The 24,329-nt window shown below is 71.7% G+C and carries 22 protein-coding genes; 12 read left to right on the forward strand and 10 right to left on the reverse strand.

What is annotated here, in order from left to right; all coding sequences use genetic code 11:
• Positions 1-13: 13 nt before the first annotated feature.
• From ABII15_RS24520 to ABII15_RS24530, 3 genes are all read right to left on the reverse strand, one after another.
• Positions 14-625 (reverse strand): TetR family transcriptional regulator, encoded by a 612-nt coding sequence (locus ABII15_RS24520; RefSeq protein ID WP_353944449.1) that lies wholly within the window; start codon positions 623-625, stop codon positions 14-16.
• A gap of 11 nt (positions 626-636) precedes the next feature.
• Positions 637-2,196 carry a DHA2 family efflux MFS transporter permease subunit gene (locus tag ABII15_RS24525; protein ID WP_353944450.1) on the reverse strand — a complete coding sequence of 520 codons (1,560 nt, stop codon included), beginning with the start codon at positions 2,194-2,196 and terminating at the stop codon, positions 637-639.
• Positions 2,197-2,306: 110 nt separating this feature from the next.
• The gene (locus ABII15_RS24530) at positions 2,307-2,996 is read right to left on the reverse strand and encodes a hemolysin III family protein (RefSeq protein WP_353944451.1); all 690 of its coding nucleotides are present in this window, start codon (positions 2,994-2,996) and stop codon (positions 2,307-2,309) included.
• A 311-nt stretch (positions 2,997-3,307) separates the two neighbouring features.
• Here ABII15_RS24530 and ABII15_RS24535 point away from each other — a divergent pair, with 311 nt between their 5' ends.
• Positions 3,308-5,167 carry a phosphoenolpyruvate carboxykinase (GTP) gene (locus tag ABII15_RS24535; RefSeq protein WP_353947181.1) on the forward strand — a complete coding sequence of 620 codons (1,860 nt, stop codon included), beginning with the start codon at positions 3,308-3,310 and terminating at the stop codon, positions 5,165-5,167.
• A gap of 77 nt (positions 5,168-5,244) precedes the next feature.
• Here ABII15_RS24535 and ABII15_RS24540 read toward each other — a convergent pair whose 3' ends face one another.
• The 4 genes from ABII15_RS24540 to ABII15_RS24555 all read right to left on the reverse strand — a co-directional run bounded on the left by ABII15_RS24540 (position 5,245) and on the right by ABII15_RS24555 (position 8,880).
• Positions 5,245-5,643 (reverse strand): hypothetical protein, encoded by a 399-nt coding sequence (locus tag ABII15_RS24540; RefSeq protein WP_353947182.1) that lies wholly within the window; start codon positions 5,641-5,643, stop codon positions 5,245-5,247.
• Positions 5,644-5,742: 99 nt separating this feature from the next.
• On the reverse strand, positions 5,743-6,954 hold the full coding sequence (locus tag ABII15_RS24545) for a pyridoxal phosphate-dependent aminotransferase (protein ID WP_353944452.1): 1,212 nt from the start codon (positions 6,952-6,954) through the stop codon (positions 5,743-5,745).
• 103 nt (positions 6,955-7,057) lie between these two features.
• On the reverse strand, positions 7,058-7,726 hold the full coding sequence (locus tag ABII15_RS24550) for a GNAT family protein (protein WP_353944453.1): 669 nt from the start codon (positions 7,724-7,726) through the stop codon (positions 7,058-7,060).
• Positions 7,723-8,880: a ThiF family adenylyltransferase gene (locus ABII15_RS24555; RefSeq protein ID WP_353944454.1), complete on the reverse strand. Its 1,158-nt coding sequence runs from the start codon at positions 8,878-8,880 to the stop codon at positions 7,723-7,725. The genes ABII15_RS24550 and ABII15_RS24555 overlap by 4 nt, the downstream gene beginning before the upstream one ends.
• A gap of 146 nt (positions 8,881-9,026) precedes the next feature.
• Between ABII15_RS24555 and ABII15_RS24560 the strand changes: the two genes are divergently transcribed.
• Entirely contained in the window at positions 9,027-9,653 is a 627-nt protein-coding gene (locus ABII15_RS24560) for an alpha-ketoglutarate-dependent dioxygenase AlkB (RefSeq protein ID WP_353947183.1), read from the forward strand.
• A 43-nt stretch (positions 9,654-9,696) separates the two neighbouring features.
• Here the strand turns inward: ABII15_RS24560 and ABII15_RS24565 are convergent, their stop codons facing one another.
• On the reverse strand, positions 9,697-11,307 hold the full coding sequence (locus ABII15_RS24565) for a D-aminoacylase (protein ID WP_353944455.1): 1,611 nt from the start codon (positions 11,305-11,307) through the stop codon (positions 9,697-9,699).
• Positions 11,308-11,438: 131 nt separating this feature from the next.
• Entirely contained in the window at positions 11,439-12,716 is a 1,278-nt protein-coding gene (locus tag ABII15_RS24570; protein ID WP_353944456.1) for an amino acid deaminase, read from the reverse strand.
• A 131-nt stretch (positions 12,717-12,847) separates the two neighbouring features.
• Here ABII15_RS24570 and ABII15_RS24575 point away from each other — a divergent pair, with 131 nt between their 5' ends.
• The 5 genes from ABII15_RS24575 to ABII15_RS24595 all read left to right on the forward strand — a co-directional run bounded on the left by ABII15_RS24575 (position 12,848) and on the right by ABII15_RS24595 (position 17,397).
• Positions 12,848-13,891 carry a sugar kinase gene (locus ABII15_RS24575; RefSeq protein WP_353944457.1) on the forward strand — a complete coding sequence of 348 codons (1,044 nt, stop codon included), beginning with the start codon at positions 12,848-12,850 and terminating at the stop codon, positions 13,889-13,891.
• Positions 13,888-14,655 carry an IclR family transcriptional regulator gene (locus tag ABII15_RS24580; protein ID WP_353944458.1) on the forward strand — a complete coding sequence of 256 codons (768 nt, stop codon included), beginning with the start codon at positions 13,888-13,890 and terminating at the stop codon, positions 14,653-14,655. Before ABII15_RS24575 ends, ABII15_RS24580 begins: the two co-directional genes overlap by 4 nt.
• Complete coding sequence (locus tag ABII15_RS24585) at positions 14,652-15,068, forward strand: RidA family protein (RefSeq protein ID WP_351448599.1); 417 nt, start codon at positions 14,652-14,654, stop codon at positions 15,066-15,068. The genes ABII15_RS24580 and ABII15_RS24585 overlap by 4 nt, the downstream gene beginning before the upstream one ends.
• A 126-nt stretch (positions 15,069-15,194) precedes the next feature.
• Positions 15,195-16,682: a gluconate:H+ symporter gene (locus tag ABII15_RS24590; protein WP_353944459.1), complete on the forward strand. Its 1,488-nt coding sequence runs from the start codon at positions 15,195-15,197 to the stop codon at positions 16,680-16,682.
• A 133-nt stretch (positions 16,683-16,815) separates the two neighbouring features.
• Positions 16,816-17,397, forward strand: coding sequence for a hypothetical protein (locus ABII15_RS24595; RefSeq protein ID WP_353944460.1), 582 nt, complete (start codon positions 16,816-16,818; stop codon positions 17,395-17,397).
• A 57-nt stretch (positions 17,398-17,454) separates the two neighbouring features.
• Here ABII15_RS24595 and ABII15_RS24600 read toward each other — a convergent pair whose 3' ends face one another.
• Entirely contained in the window at positions 17,455-18,480 is a 1,026-nt protein-coding gene (locus tag ABII15_RS24600) for a chitinase (protein ID WP_353944461.1), read from the reverse strand.
• Between the two features lie 241 nt (positions 18,481-18,721).
• Here ABII15_RS24600 and ABII15_RS24605 point away from each other — a divergent pair, with 241 nt between their 5' ends.
• The 5 genes from ABII15_RS24605 to ABII15_RS24625 all read left to right on the forward strand — a co-directional run bounded on the left by ABII15_RS24605 (position 18,722) and on the right by ABII15_RS24625 (position 24,304).
• Positions 18,722-19,687 carry a hypothetical protein gene (locus ABII15_RS24605; protein ID WP_353944462.1) on the forward strand — a complete coding sequence of 322 codons (966 nt, stop codon included), beginning with the start codon at positions 18,722-18,724 and terminating at the stop codon, positions 19,685-19,687.
• A 55-nt stretch (positions 19,688-19,742) separates the two neighbouring features.
• Positions 19,743-20,465 carry a Flp pilus assembly protein CpaB gene (gene cpaB / locus ABII15_RS24610; protein WP_353944463.1) on the forward strand — a complete coding sequence of 241 codons (723 nt, stop codon included), beginning with the start codon at positions 19,743-19,745 and terminating at the stop codon, positions 20,463-20,465.
• Positions 20,466-20,943: 478 nt separating this feature from the next.
• Positions 20,944-22,536, forward strand: a complete 1,593-nt coding sequence (locus ABII15_RS24615) for an AAA family ATPase (protein ID WP_353944464.1) — start codon at positions 20,944-20,946, stop codon at positions 22,534-22,536.
• A 77-nt stretch (positions 22,537-22,613) separates the two neighbouring features.
• The gene (locus ABII15_RS24620; protein WP_353944465.1) at positions 22,614-22,943 is read left to right on the forward strand and encodes a TadE/TadG family type IV pilus assembly protein; all 330 of its coding nucleotides are present in this window, start codon (positions 22,614-22,616) and stop codon (positions 22,941-22,943) included.
• A gap of 2 nt (positions 22,944-22,945) precedes the next feature.
• Positions 22,946-24,304: a CpaF family protein gene (locus tag ABII15_RS24625; protein ID WP_353944466.1), complete on the forward strand. Its 1,359-nt coding sequence runs from the start codon at positions 22,946-22,948 to the stop codon at positions 24,302-24,304.
• Positions 24,305-24,329: the final 25 nt, after the last annotated feature.

Raw genomic sequence — 24,329 nt, forward strand, 5'->3', positions numbered from 1 at the left:
TTCGACAGAGGCCCTAGAGCCCGTGCTGGACGGTGTCCAGGGCGCGCAGCACCAGGTCGCGCAGGTCGTCCTCGTGGTCGTGCTCGGCCCAGTACATCGTGGCCTGCATCATGGCGCCGACCAGCGCCATGGCGTAGACGCGGACCTCCAGGTCGCCGGCGTCGTGGCCGGTGCGCTCGGCGATCACCCGGCACAGCAGCTGACCGGTGACCGACATCGACTCCATCATCCGGGAACGCACCGCGGGCACGTCGATCTGGAGGCGTAGGCGCAGCCGGGCGACCTCGGGGGGCTGGTCGGCGAAGGCGAGTTCCAGGCTGCGCTCGACGACGTGCCGCACGGAGTCGACGATCGACTCGTCGGCCGGCCGCGCCCGCAGCTCCCGCTCCAGGATCGGGTCGAACTCGTCGGTGAGGACGATGTCTTCCTTGGTCGGGAAGTAGCGGAAGACCGTGGACGGCGAGACCTCGGCGGCCTCGGCGATCTGCTCGACCGTCGTCGCGTCGTACCCCTGCTCCTGGATCAGGCGGTACGTCGCCTCGCGGATCGCCGTCCTGGTCTTGATCTTCTTGCGTTCGCGGAGCCCGACCTTGGGCTCCGCGGACGTCTGTGGTGAGGCGGCCATGGCGCTCATTGTCAGGCATCGGCGCTGATCGGGGCCACCTCCGCGGCGGAGGAGGAGAGTCCGACGGGGAGGACGCGGCCCGGCATCAGGGCCGCGGAGAGCAGCGCCGCGGCGAGCGCGACGACGCCGATGACGACCAGGGCGAGGTCCATGCCGTGGACGTAGGCGGAGTTCGCCGACGCCGCGAGCGCGTGGTCGCCGAGCCGGGCGGCCACCACATGGGCGCCGGTCACCGAGTCGCGGGCGGTCTCCGCGGCCGGGCCGGTCAGCCCCGCGGTGGAGAGCCGGTCCGTGTAGGCGCCGGCGACGAGCGCGCCGAGCAGGGCCACGCCCAGCGCGCTGCCGGTCTGCCGCACGGTGCTCAGCAGACCCGAGCCGCGTCCGGCCTGGTCCTTGTCGAGCGCGGCCATGGCGCCGCCCATCGCCGGGATCATGGCGAAGGCGACGCCGACGCCGGCGATCGACAGCCACAGGGCGGTGAAGCCGTAGCCCGAGTCGACGGTGGTGCGGGCGCCGAGGAACGCGGCGAAGGCGAGGACCACCAGCGCCGCGCTGACCACCGACCGGGCCCCGAACCGGACGACCAGCGGCTGCGCGAGGCGCGCGGCGAGCAGCATGCCGCCCATCAGCGGGACGATCCGCACCCCGGTGCCGAGCGCGTCGGTGCCGAGGACGGCCTGGAGGTACTGCGGCAGCAGGAACAGCACGCCGGCCAGGACGAACATGCCGAGCGTGGCGGCCAGCGCGTTGCTGAGGAAGCCGCGGTGGGCCAGGAGTGAGAGGTCGAGCATCGGCCGGGTGCCGCGCCGCTCGCGCAGGACAAGCCCGGTGAGCAGCACGACGGCCGCCGCGAACCCGCCGACGACGAGGGCGTCGCTCCAGCCGCGGCCCGGGCCCTCGATGATCGCGTAGATCAGGCTGCCGAGGCCGAGCGTGGTGAGCGCGGTGGAGACGGTGTCGACCTTCGGCGCGGCCGGGTCCCGGCTCTCGGGCAGCAGGAACAGGCAGGCGGTGATGCCGATGGCGACCATCGGCACGTTCAGCACGAACACCGAGCCCCACCAGAAGTGGTTCAGCAGCCAGCCGCCGATGATCGGGCCGAGCGGCATGCCGAGCGCGGAGGCCGCCGAGATCATGCCGATGGCCCTGGTCTGTTCGTCGCGCGGGAAGAGCGAGGGCAGTACGGACATCGCGAGGGGCATCACGAACGCGCCGCCGACGCCCATCAGGGCGCGCGCGACGACGACCCAGGTGACGTCGCTCGCGAGGGCGCCGACGAGGGACGCGGCGAGGAAGACGCCGAGCCCGCCGATGAGCATCCGGCGCCGCCCGAACCGGTCGCCGAGCAGTCCGGCCGGGAGCATCAGGGCGGCGAAGACCACGATGTAGGCGTCCGCCATCCACTGCTGCTGCCCCGTGCTCGCGCCGAGGTCCGCGGCGATCGTCGGCAGCGCCACATTGAGGATCGTCATGTCGAAACCGAGCACGAGCATGCTCGCGACCAGGGCCCCGAGGGCCCACCAGCGCCGGGGATCCAGGCGCGACTCCGCTGAAGAGGTGACAGTAGCCATGAATTGAGAGTAGCTCTCAGTTTGTAGTGTCTGTCAATAAAGAGTCGCTTTCTGGGCACAAAAAAGGGCCGCGGCTGGTGGGCCGCGGCCGGGTTCGTGCGAGGCGGGGGTCAGCCGTGCTGGTACGCCACCAGGGAGATGCCGACGTAGTGCACGACGAACGCCGCGAGGGTGAAGGAGTGGAAGACCTCGTGGAAGCCGAACCAGCGCGGGGAGGGGTTCGGGCGCTTGATGCCGTAGATCACGCCGCCCGCGCTGTAGAGCAGCCCGCCCACGACCACCAGGACCAGCACCGCGATGCCGCCCGTGCGCAGGAAGTCGGGCAGGAAGAAGACCGCCGCCCAGCCCATCGCGATGTAGCAGGGCGTGTAGAGCCAGCGCGGGGCGCCGACCCAGAAGACGCGGAAGACGATGCCCGCCAGGGCCGCCGCCCAGATGCCCCACAGGAGCGCGTCGCCCTTGGCGCCCGGCAGCAGCAGCATCGTCAGCGGTGTGTAGGTGCCGGCGATGATCAGGAAGATGTTGGCGTGGTCGAGCCGGCGCAGCACGCCGTCGGCGCGCGGCCCCCAGTTGCCGCGGTGGTAGAGCGCGCTCACCCCGAACAGCAGGCAGGCGGTCAGGACGTAGATGCCGCAGGCCACGCGCCCGCGCGTGGAGTCCGCCAGCGCGGTCAGGACCAGGCCGGAGATCAGCACCGCAGGGAACATGCCCGCGTGCAGCCAGCCCCGAAGTCTCGGCTTCAGGGAGGGCGGTTCGGTGAGTCCGACAGGGGGACCGGGCTGCTCTGCGGCGACGCTCATGCCCGGCATCGTACCTACGCGACCGTAAGTAACAGATAGGGCCAACCCCCGTATCCGGCCTGGGGGGAACCCGAATTCATCGATCGTTAAGCCTCCGGAGGCTCCCCGGTACGAGTGGCAATGCTCACGTCGCTCACCTGTGAGCCCCCCTGGACAGATGGGCGAAACGGTCGGATGATCAAATGAGTGCGGTCGGCACCGGATGAGCGCTCACTGGGAAACAGTGGAACGGGAGGCGCAGCGTCCGGGTCGCAGCCCCCACGGGGCAACCAACTCAACACCCTCTTTTAGGAGCGATCGTGGCGCGCGACATCGCGGCTCCCCACTCCCGGCTCGACACAGCCCCTGTTTCCCAGGACCCCACCACCCTCCCGACCAACCACAAGGAACTGATCTCGTGGGTCAACGAGATCGCCGAACTGACGCAACCGGACAGTGTGGTCTGGTGCGACGGCTCCGAGGCCGAGTACGAGCGCCTCGCGGACGAGCTCGTCGCCAAGGGAACGTTCCGCAAGCTCGACCCGACGCTGCGCCCGAACTCCTACTACGCCGCCTCCGACCCGACCGATGTCGCGCGGGTCGAGGACCGGACGTTCATCTGCTCCGAGAAGGAGGAGGACGCCGGCCCCACCAACCACTGGAAGGCCCCCGCCGAGATGCGGGAGATCTTCCGGGGCAACGAGGGCAACGGCGGCATCTTCCGCGGCTCGATGAAGGGCCGGACGATGTACGTCGTCCCGTTCTGCATGGGCCCGCTCGGCTCGCCGCTGTCCGCCATCGGCGTCGAGATCACCGATTCGGCCTACGTGGCCGTCTCCATGCGCACGATGACCCGGATGGGGCAGCCCGTCCTGGAGGAGCTCGGCGAGGACGGCTTCTTCGTCAAGGCCGTCCACACGCTCGGCGCCCCGCTGGCCGAGGGCGAGGCCGACGTGGCCTGGCCGTGCAACAGCACCAAGTACATCTCGCACTTCCCCGAGGACCGCGAGATCTGGTCCTACGGCTCCGGCTACGGCGGCAACGCCCTGCTGGGCAAGAAGTGCTACGCGCTGCGCATCGCCTCGGTGATGGCGCGGGACGAGGGCTGGCTCGCCGAGCACATGCTCATCCTCAAGCTGACCCCGCCGCAGGGCGAGCCGAAGTACGTCGCCGCCGCGTTCCCGTCGGCGTGCGGCAAGACCAACCTCGCGATGCTGGAGCCCACGATCTCCGGCTGGACCGTCGAGACGATCGGTGACGACATCGCCTGGATGCGGTTCGGCGAGGACGGCCGGCTCTACGCGATCAACCCCGAGGCCGGTTTCTTCGGCGTCGCGCCCGGCACCGGCGAGCACACCAACGCCAACGCGATGAAGACCCTGTGGGGCAACTCGGTCTTCACGAACGTCGCCCTCACCGACGACAACGACGTCTGGTGGGAGGGGATGACCGAGGAGACCCCGGCGCACCTCACCGACTGGAAGGGCAACTCCTGGACGCCCGAGTCCGGCGTCCCGGCCGCGCACCCCAACGCCCGCTTCACCACCCCCGCCGCCCAGTGCCCGATCATCGCGCCCGAGTGGGAGGACCCGAAGGGCGTGCCGATCTCGGCGATCCTCTTCGGCGGCCGCCGCGCCTCGGCGGTGCCTCTGGTCACCGAGTCGTTCGACTGGAACCACGGCGTCTTCCTCGGCGCGAACGTGGCCTCCGAGAAGACGGCCGCGGCCGAGGGCAAGGTCGGCGAGCTGCGCCGCGACCCCTTCGCGATGCTGCCGTTCTGCGGCTACAACATGGGCGACTACATGGCCCACTGGGTGAACGTCGCGAAGGACAAGGACGCCGCCAAGCTGCCGAAGATCTACTACGTCAACTGGTTCCGCAAGGACGCGGACGGGCGCTTCGTGTGGCCCGGGTTCGGTGAGAACTCCCGCGTCCTGAAGTGGATCGTGGACCGCCTCGACGGTCGGGCGGACGGTGTCGAGACCCCGATCGGCATTCTCCCGACGAAGGAGTCCCTGGACACGGACGGCCTCCGGATGGCCGACGCGGACCTGGAGTTCCTGCTCACCGTCGACAAGGAGGTCTGGCGCGAGGAGGCGTCTCTCGTCCCGGCCCACCTGAACACGTTCGGCACTCACACGCCGGCCGAGTTGTGGGCCGAGTACCACAAGCTGGTGGAGCGCCTCGGCTAGCCCGGACCTGATCAAGCCCCCTGCACAACGGCGTGCGGGGGGCTTGTTCGCGCCTTGGAGGGGGTGCGCGGACCGCGTCAGGCGGCGACGAGCCTGTGTGCCTCCATGCGCTGCGCGGCCAGGATCGCGGCGGCCGTGTCGGCGCGGGACGCGGCGACGACCAGGGCGCGCCCCGCGAGGGCGTGCGCCCGCTGGTGCAGCGCGTCGAGGTGCGGCTCGTGGATCGCGGCGGCCACGGCCGAACGGACCGGCGGGCGCCCGCCGCGCAGGCGCGCGATCTGGGCGGCCAGCTCCTCGGCCGCCCGGTCGAGGTCCGGATCTCCGGCGGCGAGCCGGATCTCGTCGGTCACCGCGAGCAGCGCGGACAGGTGCCCGGCGAGCTGGATGTCCAGCTCCTCCTCGCGGGAGCGGTGCGGGAAGGCGTCGTGGTCGGCCGCCAGCGTGTGGACCGACTTGGTGCGGATCGGCTCGTACATGGAGGCCTCCAGGCAGCGAAGGGTGCTTATCTTGGTTTCCATCGTACCTTAGAAGCTGTCTAAGTTAGAACTTGCCCAAAGAAAGCCGGGATCCGTGTCTCACGGCTGGCTGTAGCCGTCCAGGAAGGTCCCGATCCGGGTCACCGCCTCCGTCAGCTGCTGCGCCGAGGGCAGGGTGACCACGCGGAAGTGGTCGGGCTCGGGCCAGTTGAAGCCCGTGCCGTGGACGACCATGATCTTCTCGGCGCGCAGCAGGTCGAGCACCATCTGCCGGTCGTCCTTGACCTTGAACACCTTGGGGTCCAGGCGCGGGAAGAGGTACAGGGCGCCCTTGGGCTTCACGCAGGTCACGCCGGGGATCTGCGTCAGCAGGTCGTACGCGACGTCGCGCTGTTCCTTCAGCCGGCCGCCCGGCAGCACCAGATCGCTGATCGTCTGGCGGCCGGTGAGCGCGGCGACCACCCCGTGCTGACCCGGCATGTTCGCGCACAGGCGCATGTTCGCGAGGATCGTCAGGCCCTCGATGTAGGACTCGGCGTGCGTGCGCGGGCCGGAGACGGCCATCCAGCCGACGCGGTAACCGGCGACGCGGTACGCCTTCGACATGCCGTTGAAGGTGAGCGTCATGACGTCCGGGGCGATGGCCGCCGTCGGGGTGTGCGTCGCCCCGTCGTAGAGGATCTTGTCGTAGATCTCGTCGGAGCAGACGAGCAGGTTGTGGCGGCGCGCGATGTCGGTGAGGCCGCGCAGCATCTCGTCGCTGTAGACCGCGCCGGTGGGGTTGTTCGGGTTGATGACGACGATCGCCTTGGTGCGGTCGGTCACCTTGCGCTCGATGTCGGCGAGGTCCGGCATCCAGTCGGCCTGCTCGTCGCAGCGGTAGTGCACGGCCGTGCCGCCGGAGAGCGAGACGGCCGCCGTCCACAGCGGGTAGTCGGGGGCGGGGACCAGCACCTCGTCGCCGTCGTCGAGGAGGGCCTGCATCGCCATCACGATCAGCTCGGAGACGCCGTTGCCGATGAAGACGTGCTCGACGTCGGTCTCCACGCCGAGGGTCTGGTAGTGCATCATCACCGCGCGGCGGGCGGCGAGCAGGCCCTTGGCGTCGCCGTAGCCGTGGGCGTCGCCGAGGTTGCGGAGCATGTCCTCCAGGATCTCCGGCGGGCATTCGAAGCCGAACGCCGCCGGGTTCCCTGTGTTCAGTTTCAGGATCCGGTGCCCCGCCGCTTCCAGCCGCATCGCCTCCTCGAGCACCGGGCCCCGGATCTCGTAGCAGACGTTGGCGAGCTTGGTCGACTGGATGAGCTGCATGCTCAGACTTTACGGCGGTGTTTCGACCGGGCGCGCGCCGTTCGCGTCACCTGCGGCAGGGGCACTTCGGATGCGGTGGCACGGGGTGCCGGGTGTCTTCGGATTACGGGGTGGCGGGTCCGGCGGGGCTTTGAACGAGCTGGTCGCGCGGCCGGGTGAGATGGGCCACTGACGGGTCCTCGGCGGCCGCCCCGGCGAGGATCGCCCGCTCGGCCGGGGTCGCCTGCCCGATCCACTCCGGGGCCAGGGCCGCGTACGTGGTGACGTCGTGCCAGGCGCCCTGGGTGTGGAAGAGGCCGCGCAGGGTGGCCTCCGGGTGCAGGCCCGCCGCGAGCATGATGTCCCGCATCCGGGTGTGGTCGGCGCGGTGGCCCGCCCAGATCCGGTGCAGCCCGAGCCGGCCGAAGCCGTGGGCCATGAGCAGCCGGCCCGCCTCGTGGCCGTGCCCGCGCACCGGAGCGCCCGGCAGCAGGACCAGGCTCGTCAGCATGGCGTTGCGGCCGTACTCCTCGACGAGCAGCCCCATCATGCCGACCATCGTGTCGTCGCCCGGCGCGCACACGGCCATCGTGTGCTTGCGGCGCGGATGGGCGAAGGGCTGGGTCAGGCACTGCACGAAGGCGTCCTGCGCCTGCCGGGCGTCCATCCGGTCGATGCCGAGATAGCGGGTCAGGACCCGGTGGGTGTGGATGCGTTCGAACGGGGCGAGGTCGGTGGGGCGCAGCTCGCGCAGCCAGAGCCGGTGGCCGTGGAGTTCGGGCAGCTGGTTCACGCGGCGGCTCCCGCCGTCGCGCGGCCGATGAGCCGCTCCAGGTCCACGTAGTAGCGGCCCGACGCGACCGGTTCGCCCAGCAGGATCCGGCGGGCGGTGTCGGTGACCAGGGCGCCGCCGAGCGCCACCCCGCTGGCCAGCTGCGGCCAGCTGGACAGGGTGCTGCCGATCCGGCGCAGGGCGTCGGTCATGGCGGGGCTCAGGTTCTCCTCGTCGCAGACGTCGAGGAGGTGGGCGAGCGCGTCCGCCGGGGCGAGGCCGCGCACCTGGGCCGCCGTCAGGCCGCCGCCGCGGCCGTGGAAGAGCGGGCGGTCCGGCTCCAGGTCGAAGCGTTCGACGTCGAGCAGCCCGCGGTCGTTGGCGTCCATCAGGACGGGGACGCGGCGGGCCCGGGCGTGCTCGCGCACGGCCGTCTTCACCCAGGGGGTGTCGCACTCCTCCACGAGCAGGTCAAGGGCCTGCTCACCGGCGCCGACGAACGCGCCCACGCTGTCCTCGGTCAGCCCCTCGGGCCACAGCTCGATGTCGAGGTAGGGGTCGGTCTCGTACATCTGGCGGGCGCACAGCACCGACTTGGCGAGGCCGAGGTCGTGCACGCCGGCCCGCAGCCGGTTGAGGTTGCTCAGGCCGATGTCGTCGAAGTCGGCCAGCCGGAACGATCCTCCGACGCCCTCCATGGCGCAGGTCAGCGCCGCGCTGTTGCCCACGGACAGGCCGACCACGCCGATCCTGCGGGTCCGCAGGCGCTCCTGCTCGGCGCCGGTGATCTTGTCCCGGTTGCGGTCGGTGCGCACCCGGCGGAACTCCCGCTCGGGCAGCACGCGGACGAGCCGGCCCGACCACGGGTACCAGACCCAGGTGCCGTACCGGCGCGGGTCGGTGCCGTCGAGCAGTTCGGCGACGGCGGCGTCGAACGCGGGCCCGGCCGGGGCGTCGCCGGGGCGCAGGCAGCGCACGAGTTCGGCGAGCTGGTCCGCGAGCCGGTCGTGCGTCTCGCGTACGTCGCCGCAGGCGCGCAGGGAGTCGAGGCGGGCCCGGTCATCGGGATCGACGGGACGCAGCAGGACGGGGCGCCAGGGGGCCGGGGCGGCCGGGGTGTCCGGCGCTCCTCGCAGACCTGCGCGGAGAGTGACGGAGGGGGCGGAATTGATCACAGTCGGTGAAATTAGCAGCGCGAAGGGGTGCGATGGGGGCGCGCAAGGGTTTTGCGCTACGGGAAAACATGAACGATTCGTACCCTGAAACATCTGTCGTTCGAGCGAATGTTCGAATAGGGCGGTACGGTGGGGTCATGAGTCGGGTGAGTCAGGTGCTTCAGGGGTCGCTCTTCGATCAGGCCGAGGAGATCGGGCCCGGCCCGCTCGCCGGTGTGCGGCGGACCGTGCTCGGGGCCGGCGCCTGGATCGACGTCCTGCCCGGCTGGCTGCGCGGCGCCGACGCGCTGTACGAGCGGCTGGCCGGGGACGTGCCCTGGCAGGCCGAGCGGCGGCAGATGTACGAGCGGATGGTCGACGTGCCGCGGCTGCTGAAGTTCTACGGCGCCGGGCGGGAGCTTCCGCATCCGGCGCTCGGCGCGGCCCGTGACGCGCTGTCCGCGCACTACGCGGAGGAGCTGGGCGAGCCGTTCACCACCGCCGGGCTCTGCTTCTACCGCGACGGGCGGGACAGTGTCGCCTGGCACGGCGACCGGATCGGGCGCGGTGCCCGCGAGGACACCATGGTCGCCATCGTCTCCGTCGGGGCACCGCGGGACCTTGTGCTGCGGCCCGTGGGAGGCGGTCCCTCGGTACGGCGTGCGCTGGGGCACGGGGATCTCATCGTGATGGGCGGGTCCTGCCAGCGGACCTGGGAACACGCCATCCCGAAGTCGGCCCGGGCGGTGGGGCCCCGGATCAGTGTGCAGTTCCGGCCGAGCGGGGTTCGGTGACGGGTGCGTCGCGGGGAACTGCGCGGCCAGCCCCCACCGGGGGTCAGACGGATGACGGACCAGGGGTGCGGCGCACCGAGCGGCCGGCGAGGACGTCGGTGCGGCGGCCGTCCTCGATGACCGGCTTGCCGTCGATGAAGACGTGCGGGATGCCGACCGGCAAGGTGCGGGGCGACTCGAACGTCGAGCCCGCCGCCACCGTCTCCGGGTCGAACAGCACCAGATCGGCGCGGTAGCCCTCGCGGATCAGCCCACGGTCGGGAAGCCGCAACCGCGCTGCCGGCCGGGACGTGAGGTGCGCGACCGTCTCCTCCAGGGAGAGCACACCCAGATCGCGGGCGTAGTGGCCGAGGTAGTGCGGAAACGTGCCGTACGCCCGCGGATGCGGCTTCGTCCCCTGGAGGATGCCGTCGCTGCCGCCCGTGTGCACCGGGTGCCGCATGATCGCGCGGACGTTCTCCTCGTGCCCCACGTGCTGGAGGATCGTCGAGCCGAGGCTGTCCTCCAGGAGGAGCCGGCGGGCGGTGACCCAGGGGGTCTCGCCGCGCTCGGCGGCCGACTCGGCGACCGTCTTGCCGACGTAGGAGGCGAGCGCGGGGTTCGTCGTCCCCGAGATCTCGATGCGGTCCCACTCGATCGGTACGCCGTGACAGCCGTCGGAGCCGATCTCCTCGACGTGCTCGCGGATCCGCTCGGACGCCGCGTCGTCGCGCAGCCGGGCGAGGGTGGCGTCCGGGCCGCCCTCGTTGGCCCAGCTCGGCAGCATCGCCACGAGCGTGGTGGCGCCCGGCGTGTACGGATACGTGTCCAGGCTGATGTCGGCGCCGGCCGCGATCGCCTCGTCGAGGAGGGCGAGGAGGTCCACTCCCTTGCCCTTGTTCACGCCGAAGTTCATGGTGGCGTGCGCCAGATGGAGGGCGCAGCCCGCGGTGCGGGTCAGCTCGACCATCTCGCGGTACGCGTCGAGCGCGCCGGCTCCGTAACTGCGGTGGTGGGGGCAGTAGTAGCCGTCGTACGCGGCCACCGTGCGGCACAGTTCGGTGAGTTCGGCGTCCTTGGCGTACATGCCGGGGGTGTAGGTGAGGCCCGACGACATGCCGACGGCGCCCTGTTCCAGGCCCTCGGCGACGAGGCGCCTCATGTGGTCCAGCTCGGCGTCGGTGGCGTCGCGGTCGTCCCAGCCGACCGCGTACATCCGGACCGTGCCCTGGGGGATGAGGTAGGCGGCGTTCACGGCGATGCCCCGGTCGAGGCGGTCCAGGTACTCGCCGACGGTGCGCCAGTCGAAGTCGATGTCGCTGCCGTCGCCGTTCCAGCCCGCGATGCTCCTGCGGACCTCCGCGAGGGTGCGGTCGTCCACCGGGGCGTAGGACAGGCCGTCCTGGCCGAGGACTTCCAGGGTGACGCCCTGGGCGGCCTTCGCGCTGTGGTCCGGGTCGCGGAGCAGGGCGAGGTCGCTGTGGGCGTGCATGTCGATGAAGCCGGGGCTCAGGGCGAGGTCCTGGCCGTCCAGGGTTCGGGTCGCCGTGGGGCGGGGGCCTTCGCCGGGGCGGTGGATCTCGGCGATGCGGCCGTTGTCCATCGCCACGTCCGCGCGGTAGGAGGCTCCGCCGGTGCCGTCGATCACTCGGGTGTTCTTGATGACCAGGTCCATAGGGGGAGCCTCTCGTCTGCCGGGTTGTTGTCGCGTTGTCGGGTGCGGGCCGCGCCGTGGCCGCTCGCGCAGTTCCCCGCGCCCCTGAAGCGAGCTGCGCTCGCCCCGGGGCGCGGGGAACGAGGTGCGGCCTAGAAGAACGTCCGTACGTAGTCCACGACCGTGCCGTCCGCCTCCACCACCGGGATCAACTGCCACTTGTCGAACGAGGTGCAGGGGTGCGACAGGCCCATGCCGAGCCAGTCGCCCACCTCAAGCTCGGCGTCCTGGTCCAGGCGGAGCCACCCGTGCTGGTCGGACAGCCCCGTCACCGTGACCCCGGAAGCGTCGCGCACCGCGCCGGTGCGGGCGTCGCGGACGGCCTGGGCCTCGGGCAGGTCGAGGTCGTAGGCGGCGTCGCGCTTGCCGGCGTTGGTGAAGGCCTGGTCCGGCGCGGGACGCGAGACGACCTGCGCCCACAGCCGGAACGCCGGGTGCAGCGCCCCCTCCTCGGGGACCCGGTTGAACGGCGTCAGGTGGCGGTAGTGGCCGTCGTCGTGCGACACGTACGCGCCCGAGCGCAGCAGCTTCAGTACGGGCGCGCTCAGTTCGGGGATCTCGGCGAACACGTCGGCCACCGCGTCGAACCAGGCGGAGCCGCCCGCGCTGACCACGATCTCCTCGACGCCCGCGAACCGTCCGGCCCGGTCGAAGTCCACCGCCAGCGCGACCAGCTGCCGCAGCCACGCCCGGACCCGGTCGCCGTCGGCCTGCGGCACCTCGCCCTCGTACCCGGCGACACCCACGAGCCGCAGCCGGTCGGCACCGGCCACCGCGTCGGCGACGGCCGCGCACTCGGCGTCGGTGCGGGCGCCGGTGCGCGCGCCGATCCCGGCGCCGAGTTCCACGACGACGTCCACCGGCCGGGTCGCGCCCGCCTCCGACAGGGCGGCCTGCATCAGCTCCACGCCGCGTACGGAATCCACGTAGCAGACGAACCGGAAGGCCGGGTCGGCGGCGAGTTCGGCGGCCAGCCAGCGCAGCGCGGCCGCGTCGACCAGCTCGTTCGCCAGGAAGATCCGCTCGATGCCGAACCGCCGGGCCACCCGCACCTGGTGCGGCACGGCGAGGGTGATGCCCCACGCGCCGTGCTCGATCTGCCGCTGGAAGAGCTGGGGCGCCATCGACGTCTTGCCGTGCGGCGCGAAGGTGAGGCCGTGCCGTGTGGCGTATGTCTCCATGAGCGCGAGATTGTGCTCCAGGCGCTCGGCGGAGAGCGTGAGGACGGGGGTGGTGAAGCCGTCCGTGTAGAGGTTGAGGCGGCGGGCGGCGAGTTCGCCGACCGTGGCGCCCTCGGCCTCGGGGGGCAGGCCCTTGAAGCGGAAGTCCACCCGTTCCTGCGCGAGCTCGTCCAAGCGGTCGGCGGTCATGGAGCCCTCCTCCAGGCGGACTGTTGCATTATTTGCAACGGTCATTGCGTATGTCGCTCACTGCTGTCTAACATCCGAGCCGATGCCGGGTCAACGAAGCCGTTGGCCCCCTGCCGCGAGGAGGACGCCCCATGAATGGCACGCCGGTGGACGTCGTCGCGCTCGGCGAGTCCATGGTCACGTTCCGGCCCACCGTGCCGGGACGCCTCGCCGACGTGCCCTCGTTCGACCGCGGGATCGGCGGCGCCGAGTCCAACGTGGCGTGCGTGCTGGCCGCCGGCGGACACCGCACGCGCTGGGTCAGCCGGGTCGGTGCCGACGGTTTCGGCGACCACCTGGTCGAGGCCATCGGCGCCTACGGAGTCGACGTGAGCGCCGTGCGCCGTGACCACGCCCGCCCCACCGGCATCTACTTCCGCACCGCCGGGGACCGCGGCGGCGACTCCCACGAGGTCGCCTACTACCGCGCCGGCTCCGCCGCCTCCGCGATGTCGGTGGCCACCCTGGACCTCGACGCGCTGCGCGCCGGACGCGTCCTGCACCTGTCCGGCATCACCGCCGCGCTCTCCGCCGACTGCCTGGACCTGCTGCACGCCCTGACCGACGGCACGACCCCGGGCACCGTCTCCTTCGACGTCAACCACCGGCCCGGCCTGTGGCGCACCCCCGAGGACGCCCGGGTCCTGCTCGACCTGGCCCGCCGCGCCGACCTCGTCTTCGTCGGCGAGGACGAGGCCGAGGACGCCTGGGGCGTCACCGGCGGGCCCGACGCGATCCGCGCCGCGCTGCCCGAGCCGGCCGTCCTCGTCGTCAAGCAGGGCTCCGCGGGCGCCGTCGCCTTCGACCGCTCGGCCGGTGAGCGCCGCCACTTCGAACCCGCCCCGCGCGTCGACGTCGTCGCCGCCGTGGGCGCCGGTGACGCCTTCGCCGCCGGATTCCTCTCGGCCACCCTGCGCGGGCTGCCCGCCGCGGCCCGGCTGCGCCACGGCCACCTGTGGGCCGCCGCGGCCCTCACCGTCCCCGGCGACCTCGCCGCACCCCCGAGCCGCGCCCACGCCGACCGGCTGGTCGCCCTCGGGGCCGACGCGTGGGGGACACTGCACCTCGGCCCCGGCTGGACCGAAGCGACCGAAGCAGCCGACAGCGGGGCCGCCGAGGAGGTACGTACGCCATGAGCCAGACCGTCGACCGCGCGCTCAGCATCCTGCCGCTGCTCGCCGAGGGCCCCGCCGACCTGGGCCAGGTCGCCGACCGGCTCGGGGTGCACAAGTCCACGGCCCTGCGCCTGCTGCGCACCCTGCACGAGCACGGCCTGGTCCACCGTCAGTCCGACCAGCGCTACCGGCTCGGCGCCCGCCTCTTCGCGCTCGCCCAGGAGGCCGTCGAGAACCTCGACGTCCGCGAGATCGCCCACCCCCATCTCACCGCGCTCAACGAGAAGTGCGGCCACACGGTCCACCTCGCCGTGTACGAGGAGCACGAGGTCCTCTACATCGACAAGGTCGAGAGCCGCTACCCGGTGCGCATGTACTCGCGCATCGGCAAGCCCGTCGCCATCACGGTGGCGGCCGTGGCGAAGCTGCTGCTCGCCGACCGGCCCGAGGCCGAGCGCCGCGCCCTCGCGGAGAAGCTCGACTACCCCATGTACACGGCCCGTTCGACCCCCAACGCGACCGCCTTCCTGCGGGAGCTGGAGAAGGTGCGCGAACAGGGCTGGGCCACCGACCTCGGTGGCCACGAGGAGTCCATCAACTGCGTCGGGGCGCCCATCCGCGGTGCCGACGGACGCGTCGTCGCCGCCATGTCGGTCTCCGCGCCGAACGTGGTCGTCACCGCCGAGGAACTCCTCACCCTGCTTCCGCTCGTGCGCCGCACGGCGGAGGCGATCAGCCGGGACTACTCCGGTAACCCACCGACCAAGGAAGCCAGTTCACGATGACCGAGAACGCCAAGACCGCACTCACCCCCGCCACGCACACCACCCCGCCCGCGAAGTTCTCGCACGGCGTCAAGAAGGGCAACATCCTTCAGGTCGCGGGCCAGGTCGGCTTCCTCCCGGCCGTCGAGGGCCAGGCCCCCACCCCGGCCGGCCCGACCCTGCGCGAGCAGACCCTCCAGACCTTCGCCAACGTCAAGGCGATCCTCGAAGAGGGCGGCGCCACCTGGGACGACGTCATGATGATGCGCGTCTACCTAACGGACGTCGACCACTTCGCCGAGATGAACAAGATCTACAACGAGTACTTCGAGGAGCAGGGCCTGACCGCCCCCGCCGCCGCGCGCACGACCGTCTACGTCGGTCTGCCCAAGGGCCTGCTCATCGAGATCGACGCGCTCGCCGTCCTCGGCTGAGCCCGCGGCACCCCGCACCCTGATCCACCCGCAAGCCGTACGTCGTCACGGCGCGGCGCGCACCCCCCGCGCGCCGCGCCGCGATCCCCCCTGCCCTGAAAGCCCGATGCACTTACGAGGTCAACGATGTCCCCGTTCGCACTCGCCGCCCCGCTCGCGGCCCCCACCGAGGCTCCACCCCACACCGGCGGCATCCTCACGATCATCGACGGAACGGCCGGTCTGCTGACCGTCGCCTTCCTCGGCATCGTGCTGCTGCTCTTCCTGATCATCAAGGCCCGCATACAGCCCTTCGTGGCCCTGCTCGCGGTCTCCATAGCCGTCGGCCTCGGCGCCGGCCTGTCGGTCACCGAACTCTTCGGCACCGTCCAGAAGTCCGACGCCGTCTCCACCATCGAGTCCGGCATGGGCGGCACCCTCGGGCACGTCGCCATCATCATCGGCCTGGGCACCATGCTCGGCGCGGTCCTCGAAGTCTCCGGCGGGGCCGAGGTCCTGGCCTCCCGCCTGCTGAACCTCTTCGGCGAGAAGCGCGCCCCCCTCGCGATGGGCCTCACCGGCCTGATCTTCGGCATCCCCGTCTTCTTCGACGTCGGCATCTTCGTCCTCGCGCCGATCGTCTACGCGGCCGCCAAGCGCGGCGGCAAGTCGATCATCCTGTACTGCATGCCGCTGCTGGCGGGCCTGTCGATGACGCACGCCTTCCTGCCGCCGCACCCGGGCCCCGTCGCCGCCGCCGGCCTGCTGAAGGTCGACCTCGGCTGGGTCATCCTCATGGGCATCGTCTGCGGCATCCCGGCCGTGCTCGCCGCCTGGGGCTGGGCCGCCTGGATCGGCAAGCGGATCTTCGTCCCCGTACCGCAGGACATGGTGGAGGCCGCCGAGGAGGCGAAGGCCGCCCTGGAGGCCGAGCAGCGCGCCTCGGGCGTCACCCCGACCGAGAAGCCGGTGCCGCTGGGCACCGTGTTCACCATCATCGGTACGCCGCTGGTGCTGATCCTCCTCGCGACGTTCTCCTCGATCGCCTTCGACCCGTCCACGGGCCGCTCGGTCATCGAGTTCTTCGGGCACCCCTTCGTCGCGCTGACGATCGCCCTGATGATGGCCTACTACCTGCTGGGCATCCGGCGCGGCTGGTCCCGCAAGTCCCTGGAGACGGTGTCGACCGCGTCGCTGAAGCCGGTCGGCAACATCCTTCTGGTGGTCGGCGCGGGCGGGGTCTTCGGCGCCGTCCTCAAGGCGAGCGGCATCGCCGACGCGCTGGCCGACACGTTCAACGGCATGGGCCTGCCGGTCATCGTGCTCGCCTACCTGATCTCGCTGGTGCTGCGCGTCGCCCAGGGCTCGGCGACGGTCGCCATCGTCACGACGGCGGGCATCGTCGCCCCGCTGCTCTCCGAGGGCCACTACTCGCAGGCGTTCACCGCGCTGGTCATCATGGCGATCTCGGCGGGCTCCATCTTCGCCTCGCACGTGAACGACGGCGGGTTCTGGATGGTCTCCAAGTACTTCGGCATCTCCGAGCGCGACACGCTGCGCACCTGGACGGTCCTGGAGTCGGTCCTGTCGCTGGCCGGATTCGCGGTCGCGGCCGTGGTCAGCCTGTTCGTCTGATGACCCAGCGGGACGGCGCCGTGGCTCACCGTAGTGAGCGGCGCCGTCCCGCCGGTTCGTGACCAGGACGTGAGGGGCCCGGGGGGCGCGGGACACAGAGTCGTCCGCCATACTTCGGCGCGTGGAGCAGCGTATGGACAGTCAGAAGGTCACGCCCGTCGCCGGCGCCGGTTTCGACCCGGCGTACGTCCCCGGTCTGACGTCTCCCGCGAAGGAGACGGTTGTCGAGGACGCCCAGGCCACCGAGGCGGAAGCGGACGAGCCCGCGGGGGAGGTGAGCGCGCCGTCCCTGGAGAAGCCGTCCCCGGAGAAGTCGTCCCTGGACAAGTCGTCCCCGGAGAAGTCCTCCCTGGACAAGGAGACGCCCGAGGACGCCAGGCCCGAGGACGCCTCGGACGCCGGGCCCGAGGCGGAGGAGGAACCCGGCGCCGCGGCGAAGGCCGGCGACGTCACGCTGGAGGCCAAGGACCGCCGCGGCTCCATCAGCGTCGACGCGACCGGCGTCCGCTACACCCTCGACGACCAGGAGGCCGACTTCACCTGGGACGAGATCAGCGCCGTCGAGTACGGCACCTCGCGCAAGCGCCTCACGGTGACGGTGCACACGCCCAACAGCCGCTGGTACCCGAACGATGTCGAGGCCCCCGACAAGTCCCGCCTCAAGGAGTGGACGGACAGCCTCGACAAGGCGCTGGACCTCTACTTCGAGGACTGACGTGGGCAGCGCCGCCGGGGGAGCGGCGGCGCTGCCCGTTCGAGGGACGGCCCCGGGCTAGAGGCCGTGCACGTGGCCGCCGACCGCCGAGGACCAGGCGTTGCCGGCCGTCGCGTCCCAGTTCGTCGACCAGGTCATCGCGCCGCGGATGCCGGGGTACGTCTTCGACGGCTTGAAGGAGCCGCAGTTGGTGCCCTTGGCGAGGCAGTCGAGGGCGTCGTTGACGACCGACGGCGCGACGTAGCCGCTGCCCGCGGCGCTCGACGACGCCGGGACGCCGATGCCGACCTGCGACGGGTCGAGGCCGCCCTCCAGCTGGATGCAGGCGAGCGCGGTCAGGAAGTCGACCGAGCCCTGGCTGTAGACCTTGCCGTCGCAGCCGAGCATCGAACCGCTGTTGTAGTACTGCATGTTGACCACGGTGAGGATGTCCTTCACGGCCAGCGCGGTCTTGAAGTACTCGGCGGACGTGGACTGCATGTCGATGGTCTGCGGCGCCATCGTGAGTACGAAGCCGCTGCCCGCCTTCGCCGCCAGGGACTCCAGCGCCTGTGACATGTAGGTGGAGTTGAGGCCGTTCTCCAGGTCGATGTCGACGCCGTCGAAGCCGTACTCCTGCATCAGCGCGTAGAGCGAGTCGGAGAAGTTGGCCGCGGAGGCCGCGTCGTTGATCGAGACCGTGCCGTTCTGGCCGCCGACCGAGATGACCACCGACTTCCCGGCCGCCTGCTTCGCCTTGATGTCGGCCTTGAACGCGTCCTCGGTGTAGCCGCCCAGGCCCGCCGAGTCGAGCGTGAAGTCGACCGCGCCCGGTGTCGTCGTGGCGTCGGCGAAGGCGACCGCGATGATGTCGTAGTCGGCCGGCACGTCGCTGAGCTTCTGGACCGCCGCGCCGTTGTCGAAGTTCTGCCAGTAGCCGGTGACCGCGTGCGCGGGGACGGCGGCCGCGGCGCTGTGCGCGGTGGGGGCCGCGTCCGCGCTGCCCGCCGTGGTGAGGAACAGGCCGGTCGCGGCGAGCGCGGCGGCCGTGAACCCGCCGAGGAACGTGCCGAGTCGGCCGCGCCGGCGGTGGGAGTGCGTCATTCTCTGCCTCCGAGTGGGGGGAACCGTGGGGGAGTTGGGGAAGCAGCTGCTGGAGATACAAACTGGTCCAGACCAATGCCCGTGTCAAGGGTCCGGACAGTACGGAGGCGCTCGTTCCGCGCCAACTCCTGCCCATCCGGCCATGAACAGTGAGAAGTTGGGTGTTCAGGAGCGCTCACGTGGATATGGTGCTCAGGCAGAACGCCGTCAGGAGGAGCACAGAGCGACCGGGGGTGCGTGCGTGCCGACCGCCATAGCCGTGACCGACCCCGACCTCGTGCTCACCTCGCCGGACCGGCACACCCCGACGGCCTCCGTGCTGCCCGCGGGTGAGCCGCAGGAGCGGTATCCGCTCGACCGCGCGATCACCGACGTCCACACGCTGATCGAACAGCACGGCTATGTGATCGTGCTCTGTCCGCAGTCGGCGCCGGACGCGGTCCTGCACCGGCTGCACGCGGTCCGTTCCGTGCTCGAAAGCGACCGGATCGCGATCCTGCGCCCCGAGCTGCCGCCGCTCGGCCTCGCCGTACTCGCCCTGCAAATGCGCCAGTTGTCGATCTGCGACTTCAGCCCCGGCGTGCTCGCCTCGTCCGCGCGACTGCTCGCGCACTATGTGTACGCGGGCGCCGTCGTCGGCTCCGTCGCCAAGCTGGACCGGGTCCCCGTCACCCTGCGCGCGCACGCCAAGTCCTGGTCGCCCAGTGCCCAGTTCGCCGTCGTCGCCTCGCCCCAGCCCGAACTGCTCCGGCTCACCGGGGCGGCCGGCGAGGCACCGGGCGGGCCCTCCTTCGGCACGCATCTCTTCTACGCCGCCGGAGCCGCCGGAGCCGCCGCGCAGGGCTCCGCCGACTGGGTCACCGGGGCGCTCGCCCGGGCCTGGCGGGTGCACGGGGTGACCGAGGCGCGGCTGCCCGCCGAGTCGGCGCGCTGGTGGGCGACCGGGAAGCCCGGCAGCCCCGGCCGGATCGTGGAGTTCGCCGCCGCCATCCCCGACATCTCCGTGCTCTACCAGCTCGTGTCGTCCGTCCGGCGTGAGGACTGCCGCTGGTGCGGGCTCGAACTCATCGGTGACCGATGCGGGTTCTGCGCCGCGCCGCTGTCCGACGAGCGGCCGCCCGAGCCGGTGGCGGCCCGCCGGCCCGCGGCGGCGCTGCGGCCGGCGGCGGCCCCGGCACGGGCCGCGCTGCCGCGCGCCCCTCATTGACGCCGACCGTCCCCCGTCCGCTCCTGACCCGTCTATCAACGAGGTTGCCCCGTCCATGAATTCACGTCAGCGCCGCGGCGTCATTCTCCTGGTCGTCTCGGCCCTGTGCGCCGTCGGCGCGTTCGCCGGTGTGCTGTCGGTGATCCACGACGTGGACTCCAAGGTGGGCCCGGAGACGACCGCGTACCGGCTGAAGCAGGACATCGCCCCGTACAAGGAGCTGACGGCGGACCAGTTCGAGAAGGTCGACATGCCCGAGCGCTGGCTGTCGTCCACGGCCGTCACCCGGCTCGGCGAGATCCGGGGCAAGATCGCCGTCACGCAGCTGAAGAAGGGCTCGCTGCTCCAGGAGGACATGATCGTCTCCCGGCCGCAGCTCAAGGCCGGGCAGCAGGAGATCGCCATCATGATCGACGCGGAGACGGGTGTCGCCGGAAAGATCGATCCCGGCTCGAAGGTGAACATCTACGCCACCTTCAAGGCCGAGAACGACAAGCAGCGCGACCAGTCCAAGGTCATCGTGCAGAGCGCCGAGGTCATCGACGTCGGCAAGCTCACCCCGATCGACCAGCAGGGGGCCAACGCCTCCGACAACTCCGCGGTGCGGCGGCAGGGGGAGGCCGTGCCGATCACGTTCGCGCTCGGCGCGGCCGATGCCCAGCGGGTCGCGTACGCCGAGTCGTTCGCGACCCATGTGCGGCTGGCGCTGGTGGCGCCGGGCAGTGACGGGGCGGTTCCACCGGGGGACCGGACGTACACGCTGGACGAGGACAAGTAGGGGGTCGCGTGATGGAGATGCGCAGGGTTGCCCGCGTCCCCGACGGGGTCGGGTGCCGGGTGGGTGTGGCCGAGCCCGCGGTTTCCGGTGCCCCTGGTCGCCGGGTGGTCGGGTGCCGGGTGGGTGTGGCCGAGCGCGCGGTTTCCGGTGCCCCTGGTCGCCGGGTGGTCGGGTGCCGGTTGAGCGTGGCCGAGCGCGCAGTTCCCCGCGCCCCTGAGGGCCGTTGTGGTGGCCGGCGGGTAGTTGGGTGCGCGTCCGCTGTGGCTGGGCGCGCAGTTCCTCGCGCCCCTGAGGGCCGTTGTGGTGGTCGTCGGGTGGTTGGGTGCGCGTCGGCTGTGGTTGCTCGCGCAGTTCCCCGCGCCCCTGGCGGGGGCGTGGGTCGTGTCGCCTCAGGCGGTAGACCGATCGGTGCCGGGGGCGGGTTCGTGGGGCGGTGCGCCTGGCGCGGGGCGGGGTACCCGTGCACCGAGGAGGCCCGGTGACCACTCGTATTCTGCCCGCCGTCGGTGATCCGGACGGCGCCCGCGCGCTCATCACCCTGCTCTCCCAGCTCCCCGACACGGAGCCGGCCCCACCGGTCCCCGACTCCACGGCGCTCCTCGACCTCCTGGCCCGCCTCGCCGCCGAGTCCCTGGACGAACTCCCCGAGGTCGTCCTCGTACACGAACGCATCGGCCCCGTACCCGCCCTGGACCTCATCCGGGACCTGGTCCTGCGCTTCCCGGCGGTCGGCGTCGTCCTCGTCACCGCCGACACCAGCCCCGCCCTGCTCACCGCCGCCATGGACAGCGGCGCCCGCGGCATCGTCGCCTTCCCGCTCGGCTACGACGCCCTCGCCGAACGCGTGCACGCCGCCGCCTCCTGGTCCGCCGGCATGCGCCGCCACCTCGCGGGCGGCACCGGCAACGAACTCGTCCCCGCGGGCGGCGGCGGCCGCGTCGTCGCCGTCACCGGCGCCAAGGGCGGCGTCGGCACCACCCTCACCGCCGTCCAACTCGCCCTCGCCACCAGCGCGTCGGGCCGCTCGGTCGCCCTGCTCGACCTCGACCTCCAGTCCGGCGACATCGCCTCCTACCTCGACGTCCAGTTCCGCCGCTCCGTCGCCGACCTGGCCGCCATCACCGACATCACCCCGCGCGTCCTCCAGGACGCCGTCTTCACCCACGAGACCGGCATCGACCTCCTCCTCGCCCCGGCCGACGGCGAACGCGGCGAGGAGATCACCGACCGCGTGGCCCGCCAGGTCGTCCACGCCCTGCGCGCCCGGTACGAGGTCGTGGTCGTCGACTGCGGTACGCAGATGGGGGCGGCGAACGCCGTGGCCGTCGAACTCGCCGACCAGGCCGTCCTCCTGGTCACCCCGGACGTCGTCGCCGTCCGCGCCGCCAAGCGCATGATCCGCCTGTGGGACCGCCTCCAGATCCGCAAGGCCGAGGAGACCCTGACGGTCGTCAACCGGTACGCCCGCTCCGCCGAGATCCAGCCGACCCTGGTCGAGCGCGTCACCGGCACCAAGACGGCCCGCACCACCCTTCCGGCCGCGTTCAAGGAGCTCCAGGCCGCCGTCGACGCGGGCCGCATGCAGGACCTCGACAACCGTTCCACGGTGAAGCAGGCCATGTGGACCCTGGCGGGCGAACTCGGCCTGGTCGCCGCCCCGGCCCCCGACGCGACGGGCGGCCGCCGCACCCGCCGCCGCGGCGACAAGGGCGCCGTCACCCTCGAATTCGCCGCGATGTTCCCGCTGGTGCTCGTCGTGATGGGCCTGCTGTGGCAGTGCGTGCTGTACGGATACACGTACTCGCTGGCCGGGAACGCGGCGGACGAGGCGGCGCGGGCGGCGACCTCGGCAGAGGCGGGCGGTGGTGACTACGGCGCGGCGTGCGTCGCGGCGGGTCACAAGAACCTGCCGTCCGCCTGGAAGGGCGCCGACATCGGCTGCGCCCCCGAGGGCACGGTCATGAAGGCCACCGTCGAGGTGAAGGTTCCCCTGTTCTTCCCCGGAGTGAACCCCGGCTGGAAGGTCACGGGCGAGGCGGGCGCGGCGACAGAGAAGGCGCAGGGCCAGTGAAGCACCCCACAGGGGCGCGGGGAACTGCGCGACCAGCCACAACGCACCCGCACCTGAGGGACGACCGGGGCGTCTCCATGCTGGAGTTCGCCGGCTTCCTCCCCTTCCTCCTGGTCATCGCGATGGCGGTGATCCAGCTGGGCCTCGTCGGCTACGGCGCCAACCAGGCGGGCAGCGCCGCCCGCGCCGGAGCCCGCGCCGAGTCCCTGAACGCCGGGTCGGGCCCGGCGGCGGCGACCGCCTCGGTGAGCGGCTGGCTGGAACCGGCACCGGGCGCGTGCGGCGGCGACCCCCTGGTCACCTGCACCGTCACCGTCCACGTACGCGCGATCATCCCGCTCTTCGACGGCTGGTACATCCACCGCACCGTGACCATGCCCAACGACAGAACCACCCTGGGGAGCTGACGATGAGCCTGCGCAACCGAGTCGTCGCCACCCGCGAACCCGCCGGAGGCGAACCGTCCCGCGACGACGGCCTCGTCGCCGTCTACCGCGCCAAGCTCCTGGAGGAGATCGACCTCGCCGAGATGTCGACCCTCGCGGCGGCGGACCGCCGGGTCCGCCTGGAGCGCGTCCTCGGCCACATCATCAGCCGCGAGGGCCCGGTCCTCTCCTCCACCGAACGCACCCAGCTGATCCGCCGGGTCGTCGACGAGGCGCTCGGCCTCGGCATCCTCGAACCGCTCCTCGCGGACGCCTCCATCACCGAGATCATGGTGAACGGCCCCGACGCCATCTTCGTGGAGCGGGCGGGCCGCGTGGAACAGCTCCCGATGCGCTTCGCGTCCTCCGAGCAGCTGATGCAGACCATCGAACGCATCGTGTCGACCGTCAACCGCCGCGTCGACGAATCGAACCCCATGGTCGACGCCCGCCTGCCCACCGGCGAACGCGTCAACGTGATCATCCCGCCGCTCGCCCTGACCGGCGCGACCCTCACGATCCGCCGCTTCCCGCGCGCGTACAGCCTCAACGAACTCCTCGACCTCGGCTCGCTCGACCAGCACATGCTGATGCTGCTCGCGGCCTGCGTCCGGGCCCGCTTCAACATCATCGTCAGCGGCGGCACCGGCTCCGGCAAGACGACCCTCCTCAACGCCCTGTCCGCGCTGATCCCGCCCCACGAACGCATCATCACCATCGAGGACTCGGCCGAACTCCAGCTCCAGCAGGACCACGTCATCCGCCTCGAATCGCGCCCGGCGAACGTCGAGGGCAAGGGCCAGGTCACCATCCGCGACCTCGTCCGCAACAGCCTGCGCATGCGCCCCGACCGCATCATCGTCGGCGAGGTCCGCGGCGGCGAGACCCTGGACATGCTTCAAGCCATGTCCACGGGCCACGACGGCTCCCTCGCCACCGTCCACGCCAACACCGCCGAGGACGCCCTGACACGCCTCCAGACGCTCGGTTCGATGTCCGAGGTCGACGTCCCGTTCGAGGCGCTGCGCGACCAGATCAACTCGGCGGTCGACGTCCTCGTCCAGCTCACCCGGCACGCCGACGGCTCCCGCCGGGTCACCGAGATCGCCCTCCTCGTCAGCCACGGCCGCGAACAGTTCACGATCGCGACGGTCACCCGTTTCGCCGCCCAGCCGCACACCTACGGCGACGCGGGCCCGCGCCGCGTCCACGGCTACTACGAGCACCTGCCGCTGCCGCGCCGCGTCGCCGACCGGCTGTACGTGGCGGGGGAGTCGGTGCCGCCGGCCTTCGGGGTGGTCGAGTCCGTCGACGTACTCAACACCAGGGAGGCCACGGGATGACGTCCGACCACGCGAGGGAAGGTGC

The sequence above is a fragment of the Streptomyces sp. HUAS MG91 genome, from assembly GCF_040529335.1.
Lineage (GTDB): Bacteria > Actinomycetota > Actinomycetes > Streptomycetales > Streptomycetaceae > Streptomyces > Streptomyces tabacisoli.

Excerpts from the sequence above, each read along its gene's own strand:
- ABII15_RS24520 (WP_353944449.1), bottom strand. The coding sequence starts at position 625 with ATGGCCGCCTCACCACAGACGTCCGCGGAGCCCAAGGTCGGGCTCCGC.
- ABII15_RS24525 (WP_353944450.1), bottom strand. The coding sequence starts at position 2,196 with ATGGCTACTGTCACCTCTTCAGCGGAGTCGCGCCTGGATCCCCGGCGC.
- ABII15_RS24530 (WP_353944451.1), bottom strand. The coding sequence starts at position 2,996 with ATGAGCGTCGCCGCAGAGCAGCCCGGTCCCCCTGTCGGACTCACCGAA.
- ABII15_RS24540 (WP_353947182.1), bottom strand. The coding sequence starts at position 5,643 with ATGTACGAGCCGATCCGCACCAAGTCGGTCCACACGCTGGCGGCCGAC.
- ABII15_RS24545 (WP_353944452.1), bottom strand. The coding sequence starts at position 6,954 with ATGCAGCTCATCCAGTCGACCAAGCTCGCCAACGTCTGCTACGAGATC.
- ABII15_RS24565 (WP_353944455.1), bottom strand. The coding sequence starts at position 11,307 with ATGGACCTGGTCATCAAGAACACCCGAGTGATCGACGGCACCGGCGGA.
- ABII15_RS24570 (WP_353944456.1), bottom strand. The coding sequence starts at position 12,716 with ATGACCGCCGACCGCTTGGACGAGCTCGCGCAGGAACGGGTGGACTTC.
- ABII15_RS24575 (WP_353944457.1), top strand. The coding sequence starts at position 12,848 with ATGAATGGCACGCCGGTGGACGTCGTCGCGCTCGGCGAGTCCATGGTC.
- ABII15_RS24580 (WP_353944458.1), top strand. The coding sequence starts at position 13,888 with ATGAGCCAGACCGTCGACCGCGCGCTCAGCATCCTGCCGCTGCTCGCC.
- ABII15_RS24585 (WP_351448599.1), top strand. The coding sequence starts at position 14,652 with ATGACCGAGAACGCCAAGACCGCACTCACCCCCGCCACGCACACCACC.
- ABII15_RS24590 (WP_353944459.1), top strand. The coding sequence starts at position 15,195 with ATGTCCCCGTTCGCACTCGCCGCCCCGCTCGCGGCCCCCACCGAGGCT.
- ABII15_RS24595 (WP_353944460.1), top strand. The coding sequence starts at position 16,816 with ATGGACAGTCAGAAGGTCACGCCCGTCGCCGGCGCCGGTTTCGACCCG.
- ABII15_RS24600 (WP_353944461.1), bottom strand. The coding sequence starts at position 18,480 with ATGACGCACTCCCACCGCCGGCGCGGCCGACTCGGCACGTTCCTCGGC.
- cpaB (WP_353944463.1), top strand. The coding sequence starts at position 19,743 with ATGAATTCACGTCAGCGCCGCGGCGTCATTCTCCTGGTCGTCTCGGCC.
- ABII15_RS24620 (WP_353944465.1), top strand. The coding sequence starts at position 22,614 with ATGCTGGAGTTCGCCGGCTTCCTCCCCTTCCTCCTGGTCATCGCGATG.
- ABII15_RS24625 (WP_353944466.1), top strand. The coding sequence starts at position 22,946 with ATGAGCCTGCGCAACCGAGTCGTCGCCACCCGCGAACCCGCCGGAGGC.